At 68.8% G+C, this 17646-nt stretch carries 21 protein-coding genes and 2 tRNA genes; 11 read left to right on the forward strand and 12 right to left on the reverse strand.

Annotated features, from left to right (window positions below; translation table 11 throughout):
- Positions 1-10: 10 nt before the first annotated feature.
- Both J7495_RS13705 and J7495_RS13710 read right to left on the reverse strand, forming a co-directional pair.
- Positions 11-511, reverse strand: coding sequence for a PIN domain-containing protein (locus tag J7495_RS13705; RefSeq protein WP_294057167.1), 501 nt, complete (start codon positions 509-511; stop codon positions 11-13).
- Positions 511-774, reverse strand: a complete 264-nt coding sequence (locus J7495_RS13710) for a type II toxin-antitoxin system Phd/YefM family antitoxin (RefSeq protein WP_294057168.1) — start codon at positions 772-774, stop codon at positions 511-513. The genes J7495_RS13705 and J7495_RS13710 overlap by 1 nt, the downstream gene beginning before the upstream one ends.
- A gap of 204 nt (positions 775-978) precedes the next feature.
- Between J7495_RS13710 and J7495_RS13715 the strand changes: the two genes are divergently transcribed.
- Together J7495_RS13715 and J7495_RS13720 are read left to right on the forward strand one after the other, a co-directional pair.
- Positions 979-2355: a cation:proton antiporter gene (locus J7495_RS13715; protein ID WP_294057169.1), complete on the forward strand. Its 1377-nt coding sequence runs from the start codon at positions 979-981 to the stop codon at positions 2353-2355.
- Between the two features lie 86 nt (positions 2356-2441).
- Positions 2442-3650: an alginate export family protein gene (locus J7495_RS13720; protein WP_294057171.1), complete on the forward strand. Its 1209-nt coding sequence runs from the start codon at positions 2442-2444 to the stop codon at positions 3648-3650.
- 129 nt (positions 3651-3779) lie between these two features.
- Here the strand turns inward: J7495_RS13720 and J7495_RS13725 are convergent, their stop codons facing one another.
- A complete protein-coding gene (locus J7495_RS13725) occupies positions 3780-5327 on the reverse strand; it encodes a tryptophan halogenase family protein (protein ID WP_294057172.1) in 1548 nt (515 codons plus the stop codon).
- A gap of 49 nt (positions 5328-5376) precedes the next feature.
- Positions 5377-5450 (reverse strand) — tRNA-Gln (locus J7495_RS13730).
- 165 nt (positions 5451-5615) lie between these two features.
- Between J7495_RS13730 and J7495_RS13735 the strand changes: the two genes are divergently transcribed.
- The 3 genes from J7495_RS13735 (at position 5616) to J7495_RS13745 (ending at position 7823) form a co-directional block, all read left to right on the forward strand.
- Positions 5616-6668, forward strand: coding sequence for a Ppx/GppA phosphatase family protein (locus tag J7495_RS13735; protein WP_294057173.1), 1053 nt, complete (start codon positions 5616-5618; stop codon positions 6666-6668).
- Positions 6665-7336, forward strand: coding sequence for an RlmE family RNA methyltransferase (locus J7495_RS13740; RefSeq protein WP_294057174.1), 672 nt, complete (start codon positions 6665-6667; stop codon positions 7334-7336). Before J7495_RS13735 ends, J7495_RS13740 begins: the two co-directional genes overlap by 4 nt.
- A gap of 76 nt (positions 7337-7412) precedes the next feature.
- Complete coding sequence (locus J7495_RS13745) at positions 7413-7823, forward strand: EF-hand domain-containing protein (RefSeq protein WP_294057175.1); 411 nt, start codon at positions 7413-7415, stop codon at positions 7821-7823.
- A 144-nt stretch (positions 7824-7967) separates the two neighbouring features.
- On the opposite strand, the gene rpoZ is transcribed toward J7495_RS13745, so the two are convergent.
- The gene (gene rpoZ, locus J7495_RS13750) at positions 7968-8312 is read right to left on the reverse strand and encodes a DNA-directed RNA polymerase subunit omega (RefSeq protein WP_294057177.1); all 345 of its coding nucleotides are present in this window, start codon (positions 8310-8312) and stop codon (positions 7968-7970) included.
- Positions 8313-8428: 116 nt separating this feature from the next.
- Between rpoZ and J7495_RS13755 the strand changes: the two genes are divergently transcribed.
- The 4 genes from J7495_RS13755 to J7495_RS13770 all read left to right on the forward strand — a co-directional run bounded on the left by J7495_RS13755 (position 8429) and on the right by J7495_RS13770 (position 11959).
- Complete coding sequence (locus tag J7495_RS13755) at positions 8429-9595, forward strand: phosphatidylserine/phosphatidylglycerophosphate/cardiolipin synthase family protein (RefSeq protein ID WP_294057178.1); 1167 nt, start codon at positions 8429-8431, stop codon at positions 9593-9595.
- On the forward strand, positions 9592-10074 hold the full coding sequence (locus J7495_RS13760; RefSeq protein ID WP_294057179.1) for a lasso peptide biosynthesis B2 protein: 483 nt from the start codon (positions 9592-9594) through the stop codon (positions 10072-10074). Before J7495_RS13755 ends, J7495_RS13760 begins: the two co-directional genes overlap by 4 nt.
- Before the next feature lie 124 nt (positions 10075-10198).
- A complete protein-coding gene (locus J7495_RS13765) occupies positions 10199-11137 on the forward strand; it encodes an AraC family transcriptional regulator (protein ID WP_294057180.1) in 939 nt (312 codons plus the stop codon).
- Positions 11138-11179: 42 nt separating this feature from the next.
- The gene (locus J7495_RS13770) at positions 11180-11959 is read left to right on the forward strand and encodes an SDR family oxidoreductase (protein ID WP_294057181.1); all 780 of its coding nucleotides are present in this window, start codon (positions 11180-11182) and stop codon (positions 11957-11959) included.
- Here J7495_RS13770 and J7495_RS13775 read toward each other — a convergent pair.
- The 4 genes from J7495_RS13775 to J7495_RS13790 are packed head-to-tail and all read right to left on the reverse strand — an operon-like array spanning position 11956 to position 13652.
- Positions 11956-12492, reverse strand: coding sequence for an SRPBCC family protein (locus J7495_RS13775; protein ID WP_294057182.1), 537 nt, complete (start codon positions 12490-12492; stop codon positions 11956-11958). The genes J7495_RS13770 and J7495_RS13775 overlap by 4 nt on opposite strands.
- A gap of 1 nt (position 12493) precedes the next feature.
- Positions 12494-12949, reverse strand: a complete 456-nt coding sequence (locus J7495_RS13780) for an SRPBCC domain-containing protein (protein WP_294057183.1) — start codon at positions 12947-12949, stop codon at positions 12494-12496.
- A complete protein-coding gene (locus J7495_RS13785; protein WP_294057184.1) occupies positions 12928-13323 on the reverse strand; it encodes a VOC family protein in 396 nt (131 codons plus the stop codon). The genes J7495_RS13780 and J7495_RS13785 overlap by 22 nt, the downstream gene beginning before the upstream one ends.
- Positions 13320-13652: a metalloregulator ArsR/SmtB family transcription factor gene (locus J7495_RS13790; protein WP_294057185.1), complete on the reverse strand. Its 333-nt coding sequence runs from the start codon at positions 13650-13652 to the stop codon at positions 13320-13322. The genes J7495_RS13785 and J7495_RS13790 overlap by 4 nt, the downstream gene beginning before the upstream one ends.
- A gap of 305 nt (positions 13653-13957) precedes the next feature.
- Between J7495_RS13790 and J7495_RS13795 the strand changes: the two genes are divergently transcribed.
- On the forward strand, positions 13958-14929 hold the full coding sequence (locus J7495_RS13795) for a hypothetical protein (protein WP_294057186.1): 972 nt from the start codon (positions 13958-13960) through the stop codon (positions 14927-14929).
- 9 nt (positions 14930-14938) lie between these two features.
- On the opposite strand, the gene J7495_RS13800 is transcribed toward J7495_RS13795, so the two are convergent.
- Together J7495_RS13800 and J7495_RS13805 are read right to left on the reverse strand one after the other, a co-directional pair.
- Positions 14939-15547, reverse strand: a complete 609-nt coding sequence (locus J7495_RS13800; RefSeq protein WP_294057187.1) for an LON peptidase substrate-binding domain-containing protein — start codon at positions 15545-15547, stop codon at positions 14939-14941.
- On the reverse strand, positions 15544-16440 hold the full coding sequence (locus J7495_RS13805) for a tetratricopeptide repeat protein (protein ID WP_294057304.1): 897 nt from the start codon (positions 16438-16440) through the stop codon (positions 15544-15546). Before J7495_RS13805 ends, J7495_RS13800 begins: the two co-directional genes overlap by 4 nt.
- A 212-nt stretch (positions 16441-16652) precedes the next feature.
- Between J7495_RS13805 and J7495_RS13810 the strand changes: the two genes are divergently transcribed.
- Positions 16653-16727, forward strand: a tRNA-Gly gene (locus J7495_RS13810).
- Positions 16728-16856: 129 nt separating this feature from the next.
- On the opposite strand, the gene J7495_RS13815 is transcribed toward J7495_RS13810, so the two are convergent.
- The gene (locus J7495_RS13815) at positions 16857-17630 is read right to left on the reverse strand and encodes an alpha/beta hydrolase (protein ID WP_294057305.1); all 774 of its coding nucleotides are present in this window, start codon (positions 17628-17630) and stop codon (positions 16857-16859) included.
- Positions 17631-17646 lie beyond the last annotated feature (16 nt).

Genomic DNA, 17646 nt, shown 5'->3' on the forward strand with positions numbered 1-17646 from the left:
GGGCATGGGCTTAAGCCCGCACGAACAAATTCCGCAGCCACAGCGGCCCCGCGCGGCCGGCGCGGTCCCACTCCTCGTCCTCGTCTTCCGCCGCATCGGGCGTATAGCCCCAGGGGTTGAACAGCTTCACCCGCCCGCCCTTGAACGCCGCGACGTCGCGCGTCACCAGGGTCAGCCCATGTTCGATCGCGGTCGCGGCGAGCAGGGCATTGCGCGATTCGGCCTGCGACATCGCCGCGCGCCGGCGCGCCACCGCCGCATCGATCGGCAATATCCGCCCGTCGAACGCCGGGATCAGCTGCTGGTCGATCCAGCTCCTCAGCGGCGCCACGGCCTCGCGGTCGCGCTTGCCGATCCGCGCCGCGGCATTCTCCAGCTCCACCAGCGAGAGCGCCGACAGGAACAGCCGCGTCCGGGCGACACCCGCGGCCCAGCGCGCCAGCCCGGCGTCGGTCCGTCCCGCGCGCGCCTTGCGCAGCTCGAACACCACGGGCGTGTCGAGCAGGAACATCAGCGCTTCTTCCCTGCCAGCTCCCAGCCGCCGTCGCGGCTCGCCCCCAAACCAATATCGCCTAGCCCGATGTCGCCTAGGCCCGGCATCGCGAGAAGATCGACGATGCTCTCGGTCTGGCCGCTCAGCTGGCGCCAGGCGTCGATGCTCATCAGAACGTGGGTGGGCTTGCCGCGGTCGGTCACGAACACCGGTTCGAGTCGCGCGGCGCGCTTCGCCTCGCTCACATCCTGGTTGAACTCGCGGCTGCCGATCACCTTCATGCGGTCGATTCCCGTCAAGAATATGTAGGCACATACCTACAATGTGACTCGCCGGCAACAAAATCCTTCCCGTTCACGAAAAACCATTGCCCCGAGGCGACCCCCGCGCCGATTTGCAGTTGCGCGGGACCGCGAAACCCGCCCCTTTCGCGTCGTTGACAACGCTGGACCGGCGCGAATGCCGGCCAGGGGGAGGGGCAGACGATGTTTTCCGAAGTCTGGGACAGCCTGATTCACACGATCGGCGACGTGCTGTCGCCGCACGGGCCGGCGGTGAACGCGGCCAAAAGCTATGGACCGGGCGACTATAGCGTCCATTTCTTCCTGCAGATCGCCGTGATCATCCTCACCTGCCGCGTGGTCGGCTGGCTCGGCAAGAAGCTGCTCGGCCAGCCGCAGGTCGTCGGCGAGATGATCGCGGGCGTGATCCTCGGGCCGTCGCTGCTGGGCCTCCTCTTCCCCGGCTTCCAGGCCGCGCTCTTCCCCAAGGAGACCAAGAGCGTCCTCTATGTCGGCGCGCAGTTCGGCGTGGGGCTCTACATGTTCCTCGTCGGCACCACGCTCCAGCTCGACCATTTCAAGTCCCAGGCGAAGAGCGCCTTCGGCGTCTCGATGGCGGGGATCGGCACCCCGTTCGTCTTCGCGATCCTGATCACGCCCTTCCTGCTGACCGTCCCCGGGCTGTTCGCGCCGGGGATCAGCACCGCCAATGCGACGCTGTTCATGGGCGCCTGCATCGCGCTCACCGCCTTCCCGATGCTCGCACGGATCATCAACGAGCGCGGCCTCGCGAATTCGTCGCTCGGCACGCTCTCGCTGACCGCCGGCGCGTTCGACGATGCCTGCTCGTGGTGCGTGCTCGCGATCGTGCTCGCCACCTTCGGCGGCGGCCCCGGCGTCGCGGTGCTCGCGATCGGCGGCGGGCTCGCCTTTGCCGCGTTCATGCTGCTGTTCGGCAAGCGCCTGCTCGCCCCGCTCGGCCGGATGGTCGAGGCCGAGGGCGAGATGAGCTTCACCGTGATGGCGATCGTGCTCAGCCTGTTCGCGCTCTCGGCCTTCCTCATGGACGCGGTGGGCATCCACGCGGTGTTCGGCGGCTTCCTGCTCGGCGCCTGCATGCCGCGCGGCCTATTCGTCGAGGAATTGAAGAAGAAGGTCGAGCCGATCGCGGTGGTGCTGCTGCTGCCGATGTTCTTCACTTATTCGGGGCTCAACACCCGGATGGACATGGTCAACTCGGTCCCGCTGCTGCTGATCGCGCTCGGCATCCTGGTCGTCTCGATCCTCGCCAAGTTCGGCGCCTGCTGGGCCGCCGCCCGGCTCGCCGGCGAGGACAATTCGACTGCGCTCGGCATCGGCGCGCTGATGAACTCGCGCGGGCTGATGGAGCTGATCATCATCAACATCGGCCTGCAGAAGGGCATCATCGGCCCGACGCTGTTCTCGATGATGGTGCTGATGGCGATCGTCACCACGATGATGGCGGGGCCGCTGTTCGAGCTCGTCTACGGCCGCAAGGCGCGCGAGCGGGGCGAGCTTGCCCAGCTCCACGGCGGCACCGTCGCCGGCGCGGCGGCCTGATCACCCGAGGTTCGCCCCGTTCCTCCTCCATCCTTCCCATAGGAGGAACGGGGCGGCGCATTCTCCCTAAATCCGAAAGGCTCCCCATGAAGCGATCGCTGGCGCTGCTGGCGGGGTTGCTGGCCGGCACCCCCGCGCTCGCGCAGGATGACGTGAAGTTCACCCCGAGCATCGATGCCCGGCTGCGCTACGACAAGACCGACCAGGACGGCGTCGCGCTCGACGCCAATGCGCTCACGCTCCGCGTCCGCCCCGGCGTCACCGTGGCGCGCGGCGAATGGTCGGCGCTGGTCGAGGGCGAGGCGACGATCGCACTGTCGGCCGGCTACAACGACGGGCTGAACGGCAAGACGCGCTATCCGGTCGTCGCCGATCCGCGCAACGTCGAGCTCAACCGCGCGCAGCTGCGCTGGGCCTCGGGCACGCATTCGGTCACGCTCGGCCGCCAGCGCATCGCGCTCGCCGACGAGCGCTTCGTCGGCCCCGCCGCCTGGCGCCAGAACGAGCAGACCTTCGACGCCGCGCGCGTACAATGGGGCTTCGGCAAGGCGATCACCGCCGACGTCACTTATTCGTGGAACCTCCGCACCGTGAACGGCGAGCGCGGCTTCGGCGCGCGGCCGACCGCGATCCACGGCGACAATGTCTTCGCGCTGCTGAGCTACAAGACCGGGCCCGGCACGCTCACCGGCTTCGCCTATCTGGTCGACCAGGACAGCGCGGCGGTGCAGGGCTATCGGCTGTCCAGCCAGACCTATGGCCTGCGCTTCGCCGGCAACACCGACATCGCCCCCAAGCTCAAGCTCAGCTACACCGCCAGCTGGGCGCGCCAGAGCGGCTGGCATCGCAACCCCAATGACTATGCCGCGACCTATTGGCTCGGCGAGGCAGGCCTGGCCTCGGGCAGGCTCACCGCCACCGCGGGCTATGAAGTACTCGGCGCGAGTTCGGGCGCGGCGCTGACCTCGGTCCAGACCCCGCTCGCTTCCTTCTTCAAGTGGAACGGCTGGGCGAGCAAGTTCAACCCGACGCCCGCCAACGGCCTGCGCGACGCCTATGGCACGATCGGCTATGGCTGGAAGAAGGTCGCGGGGCTCGACGCGATCACCCTCGCCGCGACGGTCCACCGCTTCGACAGCGACCGGCTCGACCAGCATTACGGCAACGAGTTCGACCTCGCCGCGATCGCGAAGCGGGGGCATTATACCGCTGCGGTGCGCTACGCGAGCTACGACGCCCATGCCTTCGCGACCAATACGCGCAAGCTGTGGCTCACGCTGGAGTGGAGCCTGTAAGCGCCCTTCTCTTCAGTCGTCATCCCGGCGAAAGCCGGGACCAGGGTTACAAGGACATCCCTCTTGGCCCTGGGTCCCGGCTTTCGCCGGGATGACGGTGGTAGTTTGTCTATCCCAGGTTTGCAGGCACTACCCCGCCAGCACCGCCCCGGCATTGATCTCGTCGATCAGCGCCCGGTGCGCGGGCAGGTCGTGCGCGGCGCGTTCGCCGAAGGTGCGGATCTTGCGGAACAGCTTCTCGGCTTCCGCGGCATTGGGGAATTCGTCGCGCACCGGGGTCAGGTCGGTGCGGAATTCCATGCCGTAGAGGATGTACTGATAGTTGAAGAAGGCGAAGCTCTCGAGGTCGAGGATGAAGTCGAACCGGCCCGGCGGGCGATAGCGCCATTGCTCGAGCAGCTCCTGCAGCCGCTCGGGGATCGACGCCGGATCGGCATTGTCGCGCCAGAACGGCTCATCGCGCTGGCTGAGGCAGTAATGGAGCTTCAGGAAGTTGACGATGTTGTCGTAGCGCGCGGTCATCAGTTCGTTGAAGCGCCGCGCGGGGGCGTCGACCGGGCCATTGTGCGGGAAGAGCTCGGCGATCATGCCGACCGCGGCTTCGATCATCACCACACCCGTCGATTCGAGCGGCTCGAGGAAGCCGCCCGCCAAGCCCACCGCGACGCAGTTGCGCACCCATTGCCGCTGGCGATAGCCCGCCTGGAAGGGGATGTGGCGCATCGCCGCCTCGGCCTCGGGCATCCCGAGATAGCCCGAGAGGATCGCCGCGGCGCGATCGTCGCTCATATGGCCGCTCGAATAGACGCAGCCGACGCCGTGGCCGCCCGACAGGCCGATGTCCCAGATCCACCCGCCTTCGTGCGCCGTCGCGATGGTGAAGCTCTCCAGCGGCGCGTCGGGCCGGTCATAGGGCAGCTTCACCGCCAGCGCGCGATCGGTGAAGAGGGCATGGCTCACCGGCTTGAACGGCACCCCCATCGCCTTGCCGATCAGCTCGGCGCGGAAGCCCGAGCAGTCGAGGTAGAGGTCGGCCCTGAGCTCGCCCAGCCGGTCGGTGATCACATGGTCGATCGCCCCCGTCGCATCGAGCTCGACGCGGGTCAGCAGCCCGCGGAGATGCTTCACCCCCAGCTCGCGCGCACGCTCGGCGACCACTTCGGCCAGGCTCGCGGCGTCGAAATGATAGGCATAGTTGAGCGGGCCGGCGAAATCGCCTTCGAGCGGCCGCTTGGGCGCGCGCTGCGCCTCGGCGACGCGGTTCTGGATCGTCATCGCCTCCGCGAAGGGCGGGCGCTCCTTCTCGTCCTGGAGCAGCCAGTAGGAGACCAGGCTCGGGCCCTCGGTGTAGAAGGGCGCTTCGAAGGGATGGAAGAAGTGCCGCGGCCTGCCCGGCGTGGGCGTGCGCACCCAGTCAGTGAAGCGGATGCCCTGCTTGAAGGTCGCGCTGGTCTCGCGAATGAAACGCGTCTCGTCGATGCCGATGAACTGGAGCGTGTTGCGGATCGTCGGGAAGGTGCCTTCGCCGACGCCGATGATCCCGATCTCGGGCGATTCAAGCAGCGTGATCTCGATCCGGTCCGATTCGGCGATCTCGAGATATCTGGCGAGATAGGCCGCGGCGAGCCACCCCGCCGTTCCCCCACCGATGATCAGGATGCTTCGTTTCCCCGCCATGATCCCTGGCTTAGCCGAGCGCGGGGCCCGCGAACAGATGGGGACCGCGTGGATGCCCCGTGAGGATTCGAACCTCAATTGACGGAGTCAGAGTCCGTAGTCTTACCTTTAGACGACGGGGCAACGCGAGGCGGGCCGAATAGGCGGGTGGGCCGGGCCTGTCAACGCCGTGGAATCCCCGGGTGCGCTTGCCCCTCCCGCCGCCCTCCGCTAGCATCGCAGCCAAGCGCCGGGCGGCATCGCAAAATGCCGGGACGGAAAGAACAGAACAAGAAGAGAGAGTGTATCATGGGGGACGGCTCCGCAGGGATGCCGAACCGGCAGGGCGATAGCCCGGGTGTGCCGGCAAGATCGCCAGCCGTTGCGTCGTCACGATCGCGCTGGGGCGAACCGCGCCACTATGCCGCCCTCGATCTCGGCACCAACAATTGCCGCCTGCTGATCGCCCGCCCGCAAGGCTCGGGCTTCGCCGTCGTCGACGCCTTCTCGCGGATCGTGCGGCTGGGCGAGGGCCTGGCCTCCACCGGCCGCCTCTCCGACGCCGCGATCGACCGCACGCTCGCCGCGCTGTCGATCTGCGCCGACAAGCTCAAGCGCCGCCGCGTCGCGCTCGCCCGCTCGGTCGCGACCGAGGCGTGCCGCCGCGCGACCAACGGCCGCGAGTTCATCGAGCGCGCCTATCGCGAGACGGGGATCGCGCTCGACATCATCACCGCCGAGGAAGAGGCACGGCTCGCCGTGCTCGGCTGCCATGCGCTGCTCGAGCCCGGCGACGGCCCGGCGCTGGTCTTCGACATCGGCGGCGGCTCGACCGAGCTGGTGCTCGTCGATTCGACCGAGCCGGTGCCGCGCGTGCTCGACTGGCATTCGGCGCCCTGGGGCGTGGTCTCGCTCACCGAGGCGACCGGCCATGGCGGCGACGCCGCCGACCGCGCCGCGGTCTACGCCGCGATGCGCGCGCGCGTCGCCGAGGCGTTCGCGCCCTTCGCCGAACGGCTCGCCCCGCCGCAGGGCACGCCGCGGCTGCTCGGCACCAGCGGCACGGTGACGACGCTCGCCAGCGTCCATCTGGGCCTCGAATGCTATGATCGTTCTGTGGTCGACGGCCTCATCGTCCCCACCGACTCGATGAAGCAGGTGTGCGACCGGATCGCGCACCTGAGCATGGCCGAGCGCAGCAAGGTGCCGTGCATCGGCAACGAGCGCGCCGACCTGGTGGTGGCGGGCTGCGCGATCCTCGCGACGATCCTCGACCTCTGGCCCGCCGAGCGCCTGGGCGTCGCCGACCGCGGCATCCGCGAGGGCATCCTTCGCCGGCTGATGGCGGGGCATCTCGCATGAGCCGGGGCGGCGGCCGCGGCCACACCCGCGTGCGCAACACCCGCGGGCGCAGCGCGCAATCGACCCGCTGGCTCGAGCGCCAGCTCAACGACCCCTATGTCAAGCGCGCCAAGGCCGAAGGCTATCGCAGCCGCGCCGCCTACAAGCTGATCGAGCTCGACGAGAAGTTCGGCTTCCTGAAGGGCTCGAAACGGGTGCTCGACCTCGGCATCGCGCCGGGCGGCTGGACGCAGGTGGTGCGGCGCACGCTGCCCAAGGCAGCGGTGGTGGGCATCGACCTGCTGCCGGTCGACCCGATCGACGGCGCGACGATCTTCCAGATGGACTTCATGGACGATGCGGCGCCCCGCCTGCTGGTCGAGGCGCTGGGCGGCGCGCCCGACCTGATCGTCTCGGACATGGCAGCGAACACCGTCGGCCACCCGCAGACCGATGCGCTCAGGACCATGGCGCTGGTCGAGACCGCGCTCGACTTCGCGCTGACTCATCTCGAGCCCGGCGGCACCTTCGTCGCCAAGGTCTTCGCCGGCGGCGCCGATTCGGCGCTCGTCGCGCAGCTGAAGAAGGGCTTCACGACGGTGAAGCATGCCAAGCCGCCCGCCAGTCGCAAGGGCTCGGTCGAATGGTATGTGGTGGCGCAGGGGTTCAAGGGCCCCGCCGAAGACTGACAAAGTTTTGCGACAGCTCGGGTGCAAGGAAGCTGCCGACCGCGCGCCGTTGCGCGCGGGAGGAGACTGGAATCTGATGAAGAAGCTGATCTTGAGCGCCGCGCTCGCCGGTGCGGCGATCGCCGCGGGCACCGTGCCCGCCGCGGCGCAGGACATGAATGCGATCATGGCGGCGCTGTTCCCCGACCCCAATGGCGACGGCGTCACCACCAAGGACGAGATGGTCGGCGCTGCACAGGCGCGCTTCGCCCAGCTCGACGCCAACAAGGACGGCGTGCTCGACGCGACCGAGATGAGCGCCGGCCCCGGCGGCCGCATGCTGGCCCGCGCCGACACCGACGGCGACGGCAAGGTCAGCGCCGCCGAGATGAAGGCGGGCGCGGAGATGCGCTTCGACCGGCTCGACGCCAACAAGGACGGCAAGATCGACGCCGCCGAGCGCGACGCGGCGATGGAGCGGATGAAGGCGATGCGCGGCGGCAATTGAGCCCGGTCGGTCAAAGGTTCAAGCCCCTCCCCTGAAGGGGAGGGGCTTTAGAGGGCCGAGCGTCCAAAGCCTGTTGCCCCCGGGCCGGAATGAAAAAGGCCGGGGGCGACCCGGCCTTTTTCCTGTCAGCGATGCCCCGGCGGCTCAGCCGTCGTAGTCGCCGCCGAGGTTCTGGTTGCGCGGCGGCGCCGCGGCGGTGAGGCGCAGCGCCTCGGCCGAAGCCGCGAGGCTGCCGACTTCGTCGGGCGCTTCCTCGTCGTCGATCTGGACGCGCTGGAGCGAGCCGATCACCGAATCCTCGAGGTGCACCGGATGCACCGTCTCGTCGGCGATCTCGCGGAGCGCCACCACCGGATTCTTGTCGCGATCGCGATCGATCGTCAGTTCGGCGCCGCCCGAAATCTGCCGCGCGCGCTGTGCGGCGAACAGAACCAGGTCAAAGCGGTTGGGAACCTTGTCGACGCAATCCTCGACCGTGACGCGCGCCATCTACGCTTCCTCGAAACTAAAATTCTGGAGAGGGAGCGGACCTAGGGATCGACAGCTGCATTGTCAAGAAAATGCGACCCCTTGCCCTTTGCCCAACGCCCGCGCATCACGCCCCGATGCCCGCCTCCGCCCAGCCGAGCTTCACCATCGACGGCAGCCGCCTCACGCTGCTGACCGAGGGGCCCGAGCGGCTGGCGGCGCTGCTCGCGCTGATCGACGGCGCCGAGCGGTCGCTGCGCGTGCTCTATTACATCTATGTCGACGATGCAGTCGGCAATGCGATCCGCGACGGGCTGATCCGCGCGGCGGGGCGCGGCGTCGCGGTCTATCTGATCGTCGACGGGCTGGGCAGCGAGGCGGCGCAGAGCCATGCCTTCTTCGAGCCGCTGCGCGCCGCCGGCGTCGACGTCTGCCGCTTCGTGCCGCGCTGGGGCCGGCGATACCTGCTGCGCAACCACCAGAAGCTCGCGCTCGCCGACGAGGTCCGCGCGATCATCGGCGGCTTCAACATCCAGGACAGCTATTTCGGCACCGTCAAGGAAGGCGCGTGGCGCGACCTCGGGCTGCTCGTCGAAGGCTCGGCCGCCGAACGGCTGACCGGCTATTTCGACGGGCTCGCGCGCTGGGCGCGGCGGCGCCGCCCGCCGATCCGCGCGCTCACCAAGACGCTGAGGAACTGGAGCGAGCCCGAAGGCGCCACGCGCTGGCTGTTCGGCGGCCCGACGCGGCGGCTCTCGCCCTGGGCACGCACGGTCAAGCACGACATGGAGCGCGCGCGCCGCATCGACATCATCTCCTCCTATTTCGCGCCCAACCCGGCGATGCTCCGCCGGCTCGACAAGGCGGGCAAGCGCGGCGCGGTGAGGATCGTACTGCCGTCGAAGGTGGACCACACCGCCTCGCTCTGGGCGGCGCGCTTCACTTATGCCGGGCTGCTGAGGAAGCGGGTGAAGATCTTCGAGTACCAGCCGACCAAGCTGCACACCAAGCTCTACGTCATCGACGACGTCGTCCACATCGGCTCGGCCAATTTCGACATCCGTTCGATGTTCCTCAACCTCGAGCTGATGCTGCGCGTCGCCGATCCGGGCTTCGCCGCGCATGTCCGCGGCTATGTCGACGGCGAGATTGAAGATTCCGAGCCGGTCACCGCTACGCTATACAAGGCGCGGACCGGACCCTGGACGCGCTTCAAGCAGATGATCGCCTATTTCGTGATGGCCGTGCTCGATTATAACGTCACCCGGCGGCTCAACTTCGGGCCCGAGGGGAAGCGCAAGTGAGCACGCGCCCCCGCCGCAGCTGGAAGTCCCGGCGCGAACGCCTCGCCCAGGTGAGCTGGGGCGAGCGCGCGATGCTCGTCGAGGCGACCGCGGCGCTGCTGGTGGCGCGCGCGCGGCTGGTGTTCCAGCCCTTCCGCGCGATCGCCAGGCGCTTCGGCGAGCTGGTGCCGCCCAGCGATCCGCGCGTCGCGGCGCACCGCGCGCCGGCGGGTCCCGACGCTCAGGCGTATGCCGAGCGGGTGAGCTGGGCGGTCACGCGCGCGGCGCTCCACGTTCCCTTTCGCGCGGTCTGCCTGCCGCAGGCGATCGCCGCGCATGCGATGCTCCGCCGCCGCGGGGTAGCGAGTGCGGTCCACTTCGGCGCGATGAAGGGCGCCTCGAGCGGGATCGACGCGCATGCCTGGCTCGATGCCGCGGGAGTCGAAGTCACCGGCTATCCGGTCAAGGAAGGCATGGCCGAGATCGGCTGCTTCGTCTGAGGCTTACCCGATTGGCGTGACGCAGACCTCCCCCTTCGGGCACGGCGGACCGGCCCGACGGGCGTTGTGATCGCGCGCGTCGCGACCGTAGATTCGTCTCACGTCCCACGACGAGGGCAGAGGCATGCGCGAACACGGCGCCTATGGGAGAAGGCTGGGCTCGAGCTTCCGCATCGACGATGCGCCCGCTATCGTCACGCGCCTGCTGCGCGGCACCGAGATCGCGGTCACCGAGATTCGCTCGGACCATCCCGACCATGGCGTCACCGATCCGCTGCCGGTCGAGGATGCCTATCTCGTCGGCGTCCAGCTCCGCGATTTCGGCGACCAGCATTATTGGGAAAATGGCCGCAAATATGGCGTCCACCACCTCCGCGCGCGCGAGATGCTGCTCTATGACCTCAAGCGCAGCCCTGCGGTGCTGATCGACAAGCCTTTCCATTCGATCCAATTCTACCTCCCCCGTGCCGCGCTCGATGCGATCGCCGACGAAAGCAACGCGCGGCGGATCGGCGAGCTCGCCTATGAACCCGGCAAGGGATGGATCGACGAGACGGTGTTCAACCTCGGCAGCTCGCTCCGTGCCGCGCTCGAGGCGCCCGAACGGGCGAACCGGGTCTTCGTCGACCATGTCACGCTCGCGCTCGCCGCGCATGTCGCCCAGGCCTACGGCGGGCTGTGTCCCGTCGCGCGGCCGCCCAAGGGCGGGCTCGCGCCGTGGCAGGAGCGCCGCGCCAAGGAGCGGATCGACGCCAACCTCGACGGCCAGGTCTCGCTGCGCGAGCTCGCGGCGGACTGCGGCCTGTCGCTCAGCCATTTCTCGCGCGCGTTCCGCGAGACGACCGGGGTCGCGCCGCACAAATGGCTGCTCCGCCGCCGCGTCGACGCCGCCAAGACGATGATGGAGGACCGCCGCCTGTCGCTGGCGGAGATCGCGACGGCCTGCGGCTTCGCCGACCAGAGCCATTTCACGCGCGTCTTCTCGCAGGCGATGGGGGTGAGCCCCGGCATCTGGCGCCGCGACATGGCACCGGGACGGCCGATCGTCGGGATCTGGCAGTGAAGCTCTCGCGGATCCTTTGCGAAACGCGTAGATGATCCGGCGATGAGCAAGGGCACTGCATTGGTCACCGGCGCATCGGCCGGGCTCGGCACCGGCTTTGCGCGCGCGCTCGCGGCAGGGGGCCACGACCTCATCCTCACCGCGCGCCGGCTTGACCGGCTCGACGCGCTTGCGGCCGAGCTGCGCGAGAAGCACGACATCCGGGTCGAGACGATCGCCGGCGACCTCGCCGATCCGGCTGCGCCCGCCGCGCTGGTCGCCGAAGTCGCGACGCGTGGCCTGGCGGTGAACACATTGATCAACAACGCCGGCTTCGGCCTGTCGGGCGCCTTCGCGACGCAGGATCGGGCGCAGCTGCTCGCGATGGTCCAGGTCAATTGCCAGGCGCTGGTCGAATTGAGCCACGCCTTGCTTCCCGGCATGCTCCAGATGCGCTCGGGCTCGATCCTCAACGTCGCGTCGACCGCCGCCTTCCAGGCCGGCCCGGGGATGGCGATCTATTATGCCAGCAAGGCCTTCGTGCTCAGCTTCTCCGAAGCGCTGCACGAGGAAGTGCGCAGCCAGGGCGTGCACGTCACCGCGCTCTGTCCGGGCCCGACCGCGACCGAGTTCTTCGACGCCGCCGGGACCAGCGAGAGCTTCGCGCTCCGCCGGCTTGCGGGCGATGCGGACAAGGTGGTGCAGGCCGGCCTCGCCGCGCTCGCCGCCAATCGCGCGGTGAAGATCCCCGGCGCGGCCAATGCTTTCGGGGCCTTCTCCACCCGGCTCACCCCACGCTGGCTGCTCCGCCGCGTGGTGGCGGGGATCCAGAGCGGGCGCTAGACGCCCAGCGCTTCCTTCACGGCCACTTCGGAGCGCGCATGGAGCGCCCAGAAGTCGCGCACGGGCTCGCCGCCGAACAGCGACTGGAGCACCGCCAGATGCGAATGCCAGCCACCGCCGAAATTGGCGAACATCTCGGGCTTGGCGATGCCGCTGTGCGTGAGCACCAGCCGGGTGCGTTCGCCTTCCGCAGAAAGCTCGAACAGCGCCTCGCCCGAGCCTTCGAAGGTGAAGGCCAGCACGTGCGGCGGCTCCCAGCGCGTGATCGTCTCCCGGCCGGTTGCGCCCTTGTACGGCGCATAGGCCTCGGGATAGGGCACCTCGTCGGTCGAAAGATCGTCATGGTCGAACACCAGCGTGATCGTGCCGCCGACGCGCGGCTCGGCCTCGCCCGCGGCGAACCACTTGCCGCGCAGCTCGGCGTCGGCGAGATAGCGCCACACCGTCTCGACCGGCGCGTCGATCATGCGTTCGAAGCGGATCGCATCCTCGCCTACGCGTTCGATCGCGAGCTTCGTCCTGTCGTCGGTCATGTCACGGCTCCACGGTGCGGGCGAGGTTGCCGAGGATCATCGTCCAGCCATGGCGAGTCTGCTCGGCATAGTCCGCCCATTTGGGGTCCATCTCGTGCGTGAGCGTCAGCGTGCAGCCGCTCGCGCTGGGCACGATCTCGATCGTCACGCGCGTCCATTCGCCTTCGGGCGCGGGATCGGCGGCGAAGAGGAACACCAGCCGGTGCGGCCGCTCGATCGCCTCGAAGCGCAGCCGATGCCGCGCATCGCCGCTCGCGCGCCGCTCGACGATCAGCGCCGATCCGCCGACGCTTGCGTCGATCTCGCAGCTCAGCATCTCGCCACCCGGCGTCGCGAACAGGAAGCGCGAAGCGTCCGCCGGATCGAGCCAGGCGTCGAACACGCGCTCGGGCGGCGCGGCGAGCTCGCGGGTGACGGTCAGGATCACCGGCGCGCTCATGCCAGGTTGATCTGCCACGAGACGCCGAACCGGTCGCTCACCCAACCGAACTTCCTGCTCCAGCCATAATTGTCGAGCGGCATCAGCACCTGGCCTTCGTCGCCAAGCACCGCGAACAGCCGGTCCGCCTCGGCTTCGTCGGCGCAATCGAGGAAGAAGGAGAAGGACGGGGTGAAATCGAAGCCATGGGTGACGAAGCTGTCGTGCACCATCACCTTCTGCCCCGCGATCACCGCATGGCCGCGCAGCACGGTCCCCTCCGGACCCGGCCCCTCGGGGCCAAACTTCTGCAGCGTCTCGATGCGGCTGTTCGGGATGGTCGCGGCGTAGAAGCTCAGCGCTGCCTCCGCCTTGCCGTGCTGGAACATCAGGAAGGGAGTCGCCTCGGTCATGCCTCACCTCGTTTCTCGGCTTCGATCAGCGCCTCGAGCCGATCGAGCCGCACGGTCCAGAACGTCTCCCATTGCCGCAGCCACGCGTCGGCCTCGGCGAGCCGCTGCGGCTTGAGCCGGCAGAGCTGGTTGCGCCCGACCTTGCGCCGCGCGACCAGCCCGGCGCCTTCGAGCACCTTCACATGCTTGGAGGCACCGGCGAAGCTCATCCGATAGGGTTCGGCGAGCTCGCCGATCGACGTCTCGCCGCGGGCGAGACGCGCGAGCATCCCCCGTCGCGTCGGGTCGGCGAGCGCGTGGAAGGTCGCGTCGAGTCTTTCTTCAACCATAGGGTTGAATATGGTGCCCGCCATTCGAATAGTCAACCGATCGGTTTACTGTTTTCGGTCCGCGACGACTTCGGCGACATGGAGCGCACCCGCCCGGGATCGGCGATCCGAAACCGGAACGTCGGTGCGAGATATTGGAGCAACCCGGGCAGCCATGCCGTGCCCATCACGCGCGTGGCGGGCGCGGGCAGGCAAGCTTCGCCGCTGCGGCATGAAGCCGATCCGAAACGGGGTGGACTACACGATCTCGATTGCCTGGACGCCGAGAGCCGCTAGTGGGTTGGGAAGAGGGGGAGAATCACGACATGGCCGATGAAGACGCGTTCGATGGCTTCGACGAAGGCACGCCGCTGGTCGCGACGCTGATCGGCGGCGCGGCGCTGGTGGTGATCGGGCTCGCGACGCCGCACGTCGTCGGCATGCCGGCGCTGCGCACGCTCGTCTTCGCGATGCTGGGGCTTGCGGTGGCGGTTTGGGCCGTCGCCTTCGCGCTCACCATCCGCAAGTCGACGGTGCCATGGAAGGCGGGCAGCCTCGCGCTGCTGCTCGTCATCGCCTTCGCTTCGGCGACCGGCGCCTTCGCGCTCAACCGCGGCAATTTCCGCACCGACGCGAGCACCATCGCCGAGATGGAGCTGATGCCGGCGGGCGCGCTCCAATTCCCCGCCGGCGCGCGCGACCGCGGCCCGATCTCGCGGCTGCTCGTCGAATCGCACCAGGCGACGCAGAACGATCACCGCAAGTTCGCCGAGGACAGCGCCCGGCTGGGCATCGATGCGCTGAAAAGCCCCTATCTGCTCACGCTCCACCCCGAGATCCTGTCGAACTGCCCGGCAATCGGCGCGCTCAAGCCCAAGCTCGCCGAAGTGAAGCGCAAGGAAGGCGAGCGGCTGGCGGCCTATCTCAAGGCCGTCGATGCGCTCGGCGAGCCGGAGGACGTCAAGCACGGCCTGCGCCAGGCGATGGCGCCCGCCGAAACCCCCGAGGCGCTCGCTGCGCTCGCCGCGAAGAGCGCCGAGAATATCGACGCGACCCAGCAGATGTGCGAGCTGCTCGCACGCAAGACCTGGTACAATAATTTCGCCTATTTCGGCTTCCGCAATGCCGCGGACATGGCGGCGTTCAACGCGCTGGTGAAGCGGCTCAACGCGATCGAAGCCGATCTGGCCAAGGCCAACCGCGACGGTCGCGCACGCGTGAGCGAAGGCCAGGAGATCGTCCGCGCCGCGCTGACGCGCACCACCACCGACGAGATCATCGCCGCGCTGACGAAATAGGATGCCAGGCTAGGCCCGTCCCTCGCCCGCGCCGCTGGCAAGGCCGTGGAACTGCATCAGCTGCACCACCAGCTCCGCGCGCTCGGCGAGGTTGGGCGCCTCGATCAGCGCCTGTTTCGACGCGGGGTCGAACGGCGCGATCTGGGCGATGCCGTTCACCAGCGATTCGTCGTCGAGCCGCGTCACCGCTTCCCAATCGACCGCATAGCCCAGCGCATCGGCGAAGCGCCGCGATTCCATCTCTACCGCGGCGCGCTCGGCGAGCGACAGCGTCTCGCTCTCGCCCACGGGTTCCAGTTCAGCCTCGACCTGGCGGAACGGGGTCGTCACGTCGAGCTCGCGCACGACGGTGAAGCGCGCCAGCCCCTCGAGCACGATGTCGAACCGCCCGTCGGGCAGCGCCTCGACTTCGGAGATCCGCCCGACGCATCCCATCTTGAACAGCTCTGGCGGCTCGTCCTGGCTGCGCGGCTGGATCATCGCGATCCGCCGGTCGCGCGCCAGGCTGTCGGTCACCAAGGCGCGGTAGCGCGGCTCGAAGATGTGCAGCGGCAGGTACATCCGCGGAAACAGCAGGGCTCCCGCCAGCGGGAAGATCGAGAGCCGCGTTGCCGTCATCCGAACAGGATCGCCGAAAGCTTGCGCCGCTGCGCCGAGACCCAGGGATCCTCCAGCCCGACCGCTTCGAACAGCTTGAGCAGCCGCTGGCGCGCAGCCGATTCGTTCCACTCGCGGTCGTCGCGGATCATCGCGAGCAGCGTCTCGGCCGCGGCGTCGCGGTCGCCCGCCGCCATCTGCGCGCCGGCGAGCTCGAATCGCGATTCCATGTCCTCGGGATTGGCCGCGGCATGTTCGGCCAGGCCCGTCATGTCCTCGACCGGCACCGCCTCGCGCGCCAGCGCCACCGCGGCGCGCGCGCGCTCGACTTCGGGCGCCTTGGCGGAGTCGTCCTCCAGCCCGGCAAGCGCTTCCTCGGCCTCGTCGGTCCGCCCCAGCGCGAGCAGTGCGCGCGCGCGGCCCGCGGCGATCACCGGATGGCCGGGCGCCATCTCGGCGATCTGGTCGAACACCGAGAGCGCGCGCTCGGCGTCACCTTCTTCGAGGATCTGCTCGCCCATCGCGATCAGCGGCTCGAGTTCGGCCTCGGCCTGGGCTTCCTCGCTCTGCAGCGGCAGCTGGCGCAGGATCTGGTCGAGGATCGTGCGGAGCTGCGATTCGGTCCGCGCGGTCGAGAGGTCGGCGACGAGCTGGCCCTGGAACATCGCATAGACCGTCGGGATCGAGCGGACCTGGAATTGCGAGGCGATGAACTGGTTCTTGTCGACATCGACCTTGGCGAGCACCACGCCCTTGGCCGCATAGTCCTCGGCGACCTTTTCGAGCACGGGCGCGAGCTGCTTGCAGGGGCCGCACCAATCGGCCCAGAAGTCGATGATCACGAGCTTCGTCATCGAAGGCTCGACGATGTCGCGGCGGAACGCTTCGACGGATTCGCGTTCGGCAGTGGTCAGTCCGGCTGTAGCCAAGGCTTGCTCCATCAGGAATCGTGCGGGTTTTGGCGCACTATGTGGGCGTTCGGCGGGCCGAGGCCAAGCCTTTTCCCATGGGCTTGGCACGGCACGTGATTCTGTGCCGCATTGGGGCTTGCGCTGCCCGAAAGCCGCTGCTAGTGGCCGCGCCTCACCCAGCCCGGTGCGCCTTCGAGGCCCGGGCAGACGCCAGAGCGGGCGTAGCTCAGGGGTAGAGCACGACCTTGCCAAGGTCGGGGTCGAGGGTTCGAATCCCTTCGCCCGCTCCAGTCGTCCGGTGGCAGCCGTGCAGCCATCCCAGCCGAATCGCTTGGATCCTCGAATCCCTTGCCGGCGCTCCGCCCTGCCGGCCTAGGTGCGTGGTCGGATTCCTTCGCCCGCAGGGCTCCGCCTCGTTGTCAGGCCCGGCTGGCCGTCGCCTCCAGGATCAGCCCCGCAATCTCGTGCGGGTGCGAGATCAGCGAGACGTGGCTCGACTTGAGCTCGATCGTCTTCGCTCTCATCCGTTTCGCCATGAAGCGCTCGAGGCCGGGATCGATCGTCCGGTCCTCGGTCGAGACGGCGTAGAAGCTCGGCTTGCTCCGCCACGCGGCGACGGTCGTGCGGCCGGCGAGCAGCGTCTTTTGGAACGGCTGCTGCACCGCATAAAGCGCCCGCGCCTTCGCCATCGGCAGATCCCCGGCGAAATCGCGCTGGAACGCCGCTTCGCTCAGCCGGCCCTCGTCGCCATCGTAGACGATCCCCGCGCTCGCCGGCGGCGTCGGGAACTTCGCCGCGAGCGCGGCATAATCCTCGCCGGCGTCGGGCGCCCGCGCCGCGACATAGACCAGGGCCGAGACGTTCGGATGCACGCCTGCTTCGGTGACGATCATGCCCGAGAAACTATGCCCCGCGAGCACCGTCGGCCCGTCCTGCCGGTCGAGCACGCGCACCGCCGCGGCCACCGCTTCGGGGAGCCTGGTGAGCGGGTTCTGCACCGACGTCACGTTCATCCCGCGCGCCTGGAGCAGCGGGATCACTTCGGACCAGGACGAGCCGTCGGCGAAGAGCCCGTGCACCAGCACGACGTTCCGCGCCCGGGTCGCGGCCAGCGTGTCGGCAAGCGCGTGCGGGCTCGCCAGCACGGCGCCGGCGGTGAAAGCGGCCTTGGTGAAATTGCGGCGATCGAGCATCACGGCATCGTCTCCT

Source organism: Sphingomonas sp. (genome assembly GCF_017745215.1).
Lineage (GTDB): Bacteria > Pseudomonadota > Alphaproteobacteria > Sphingomonadales > Sphingomonadaceae > Sphingomonas.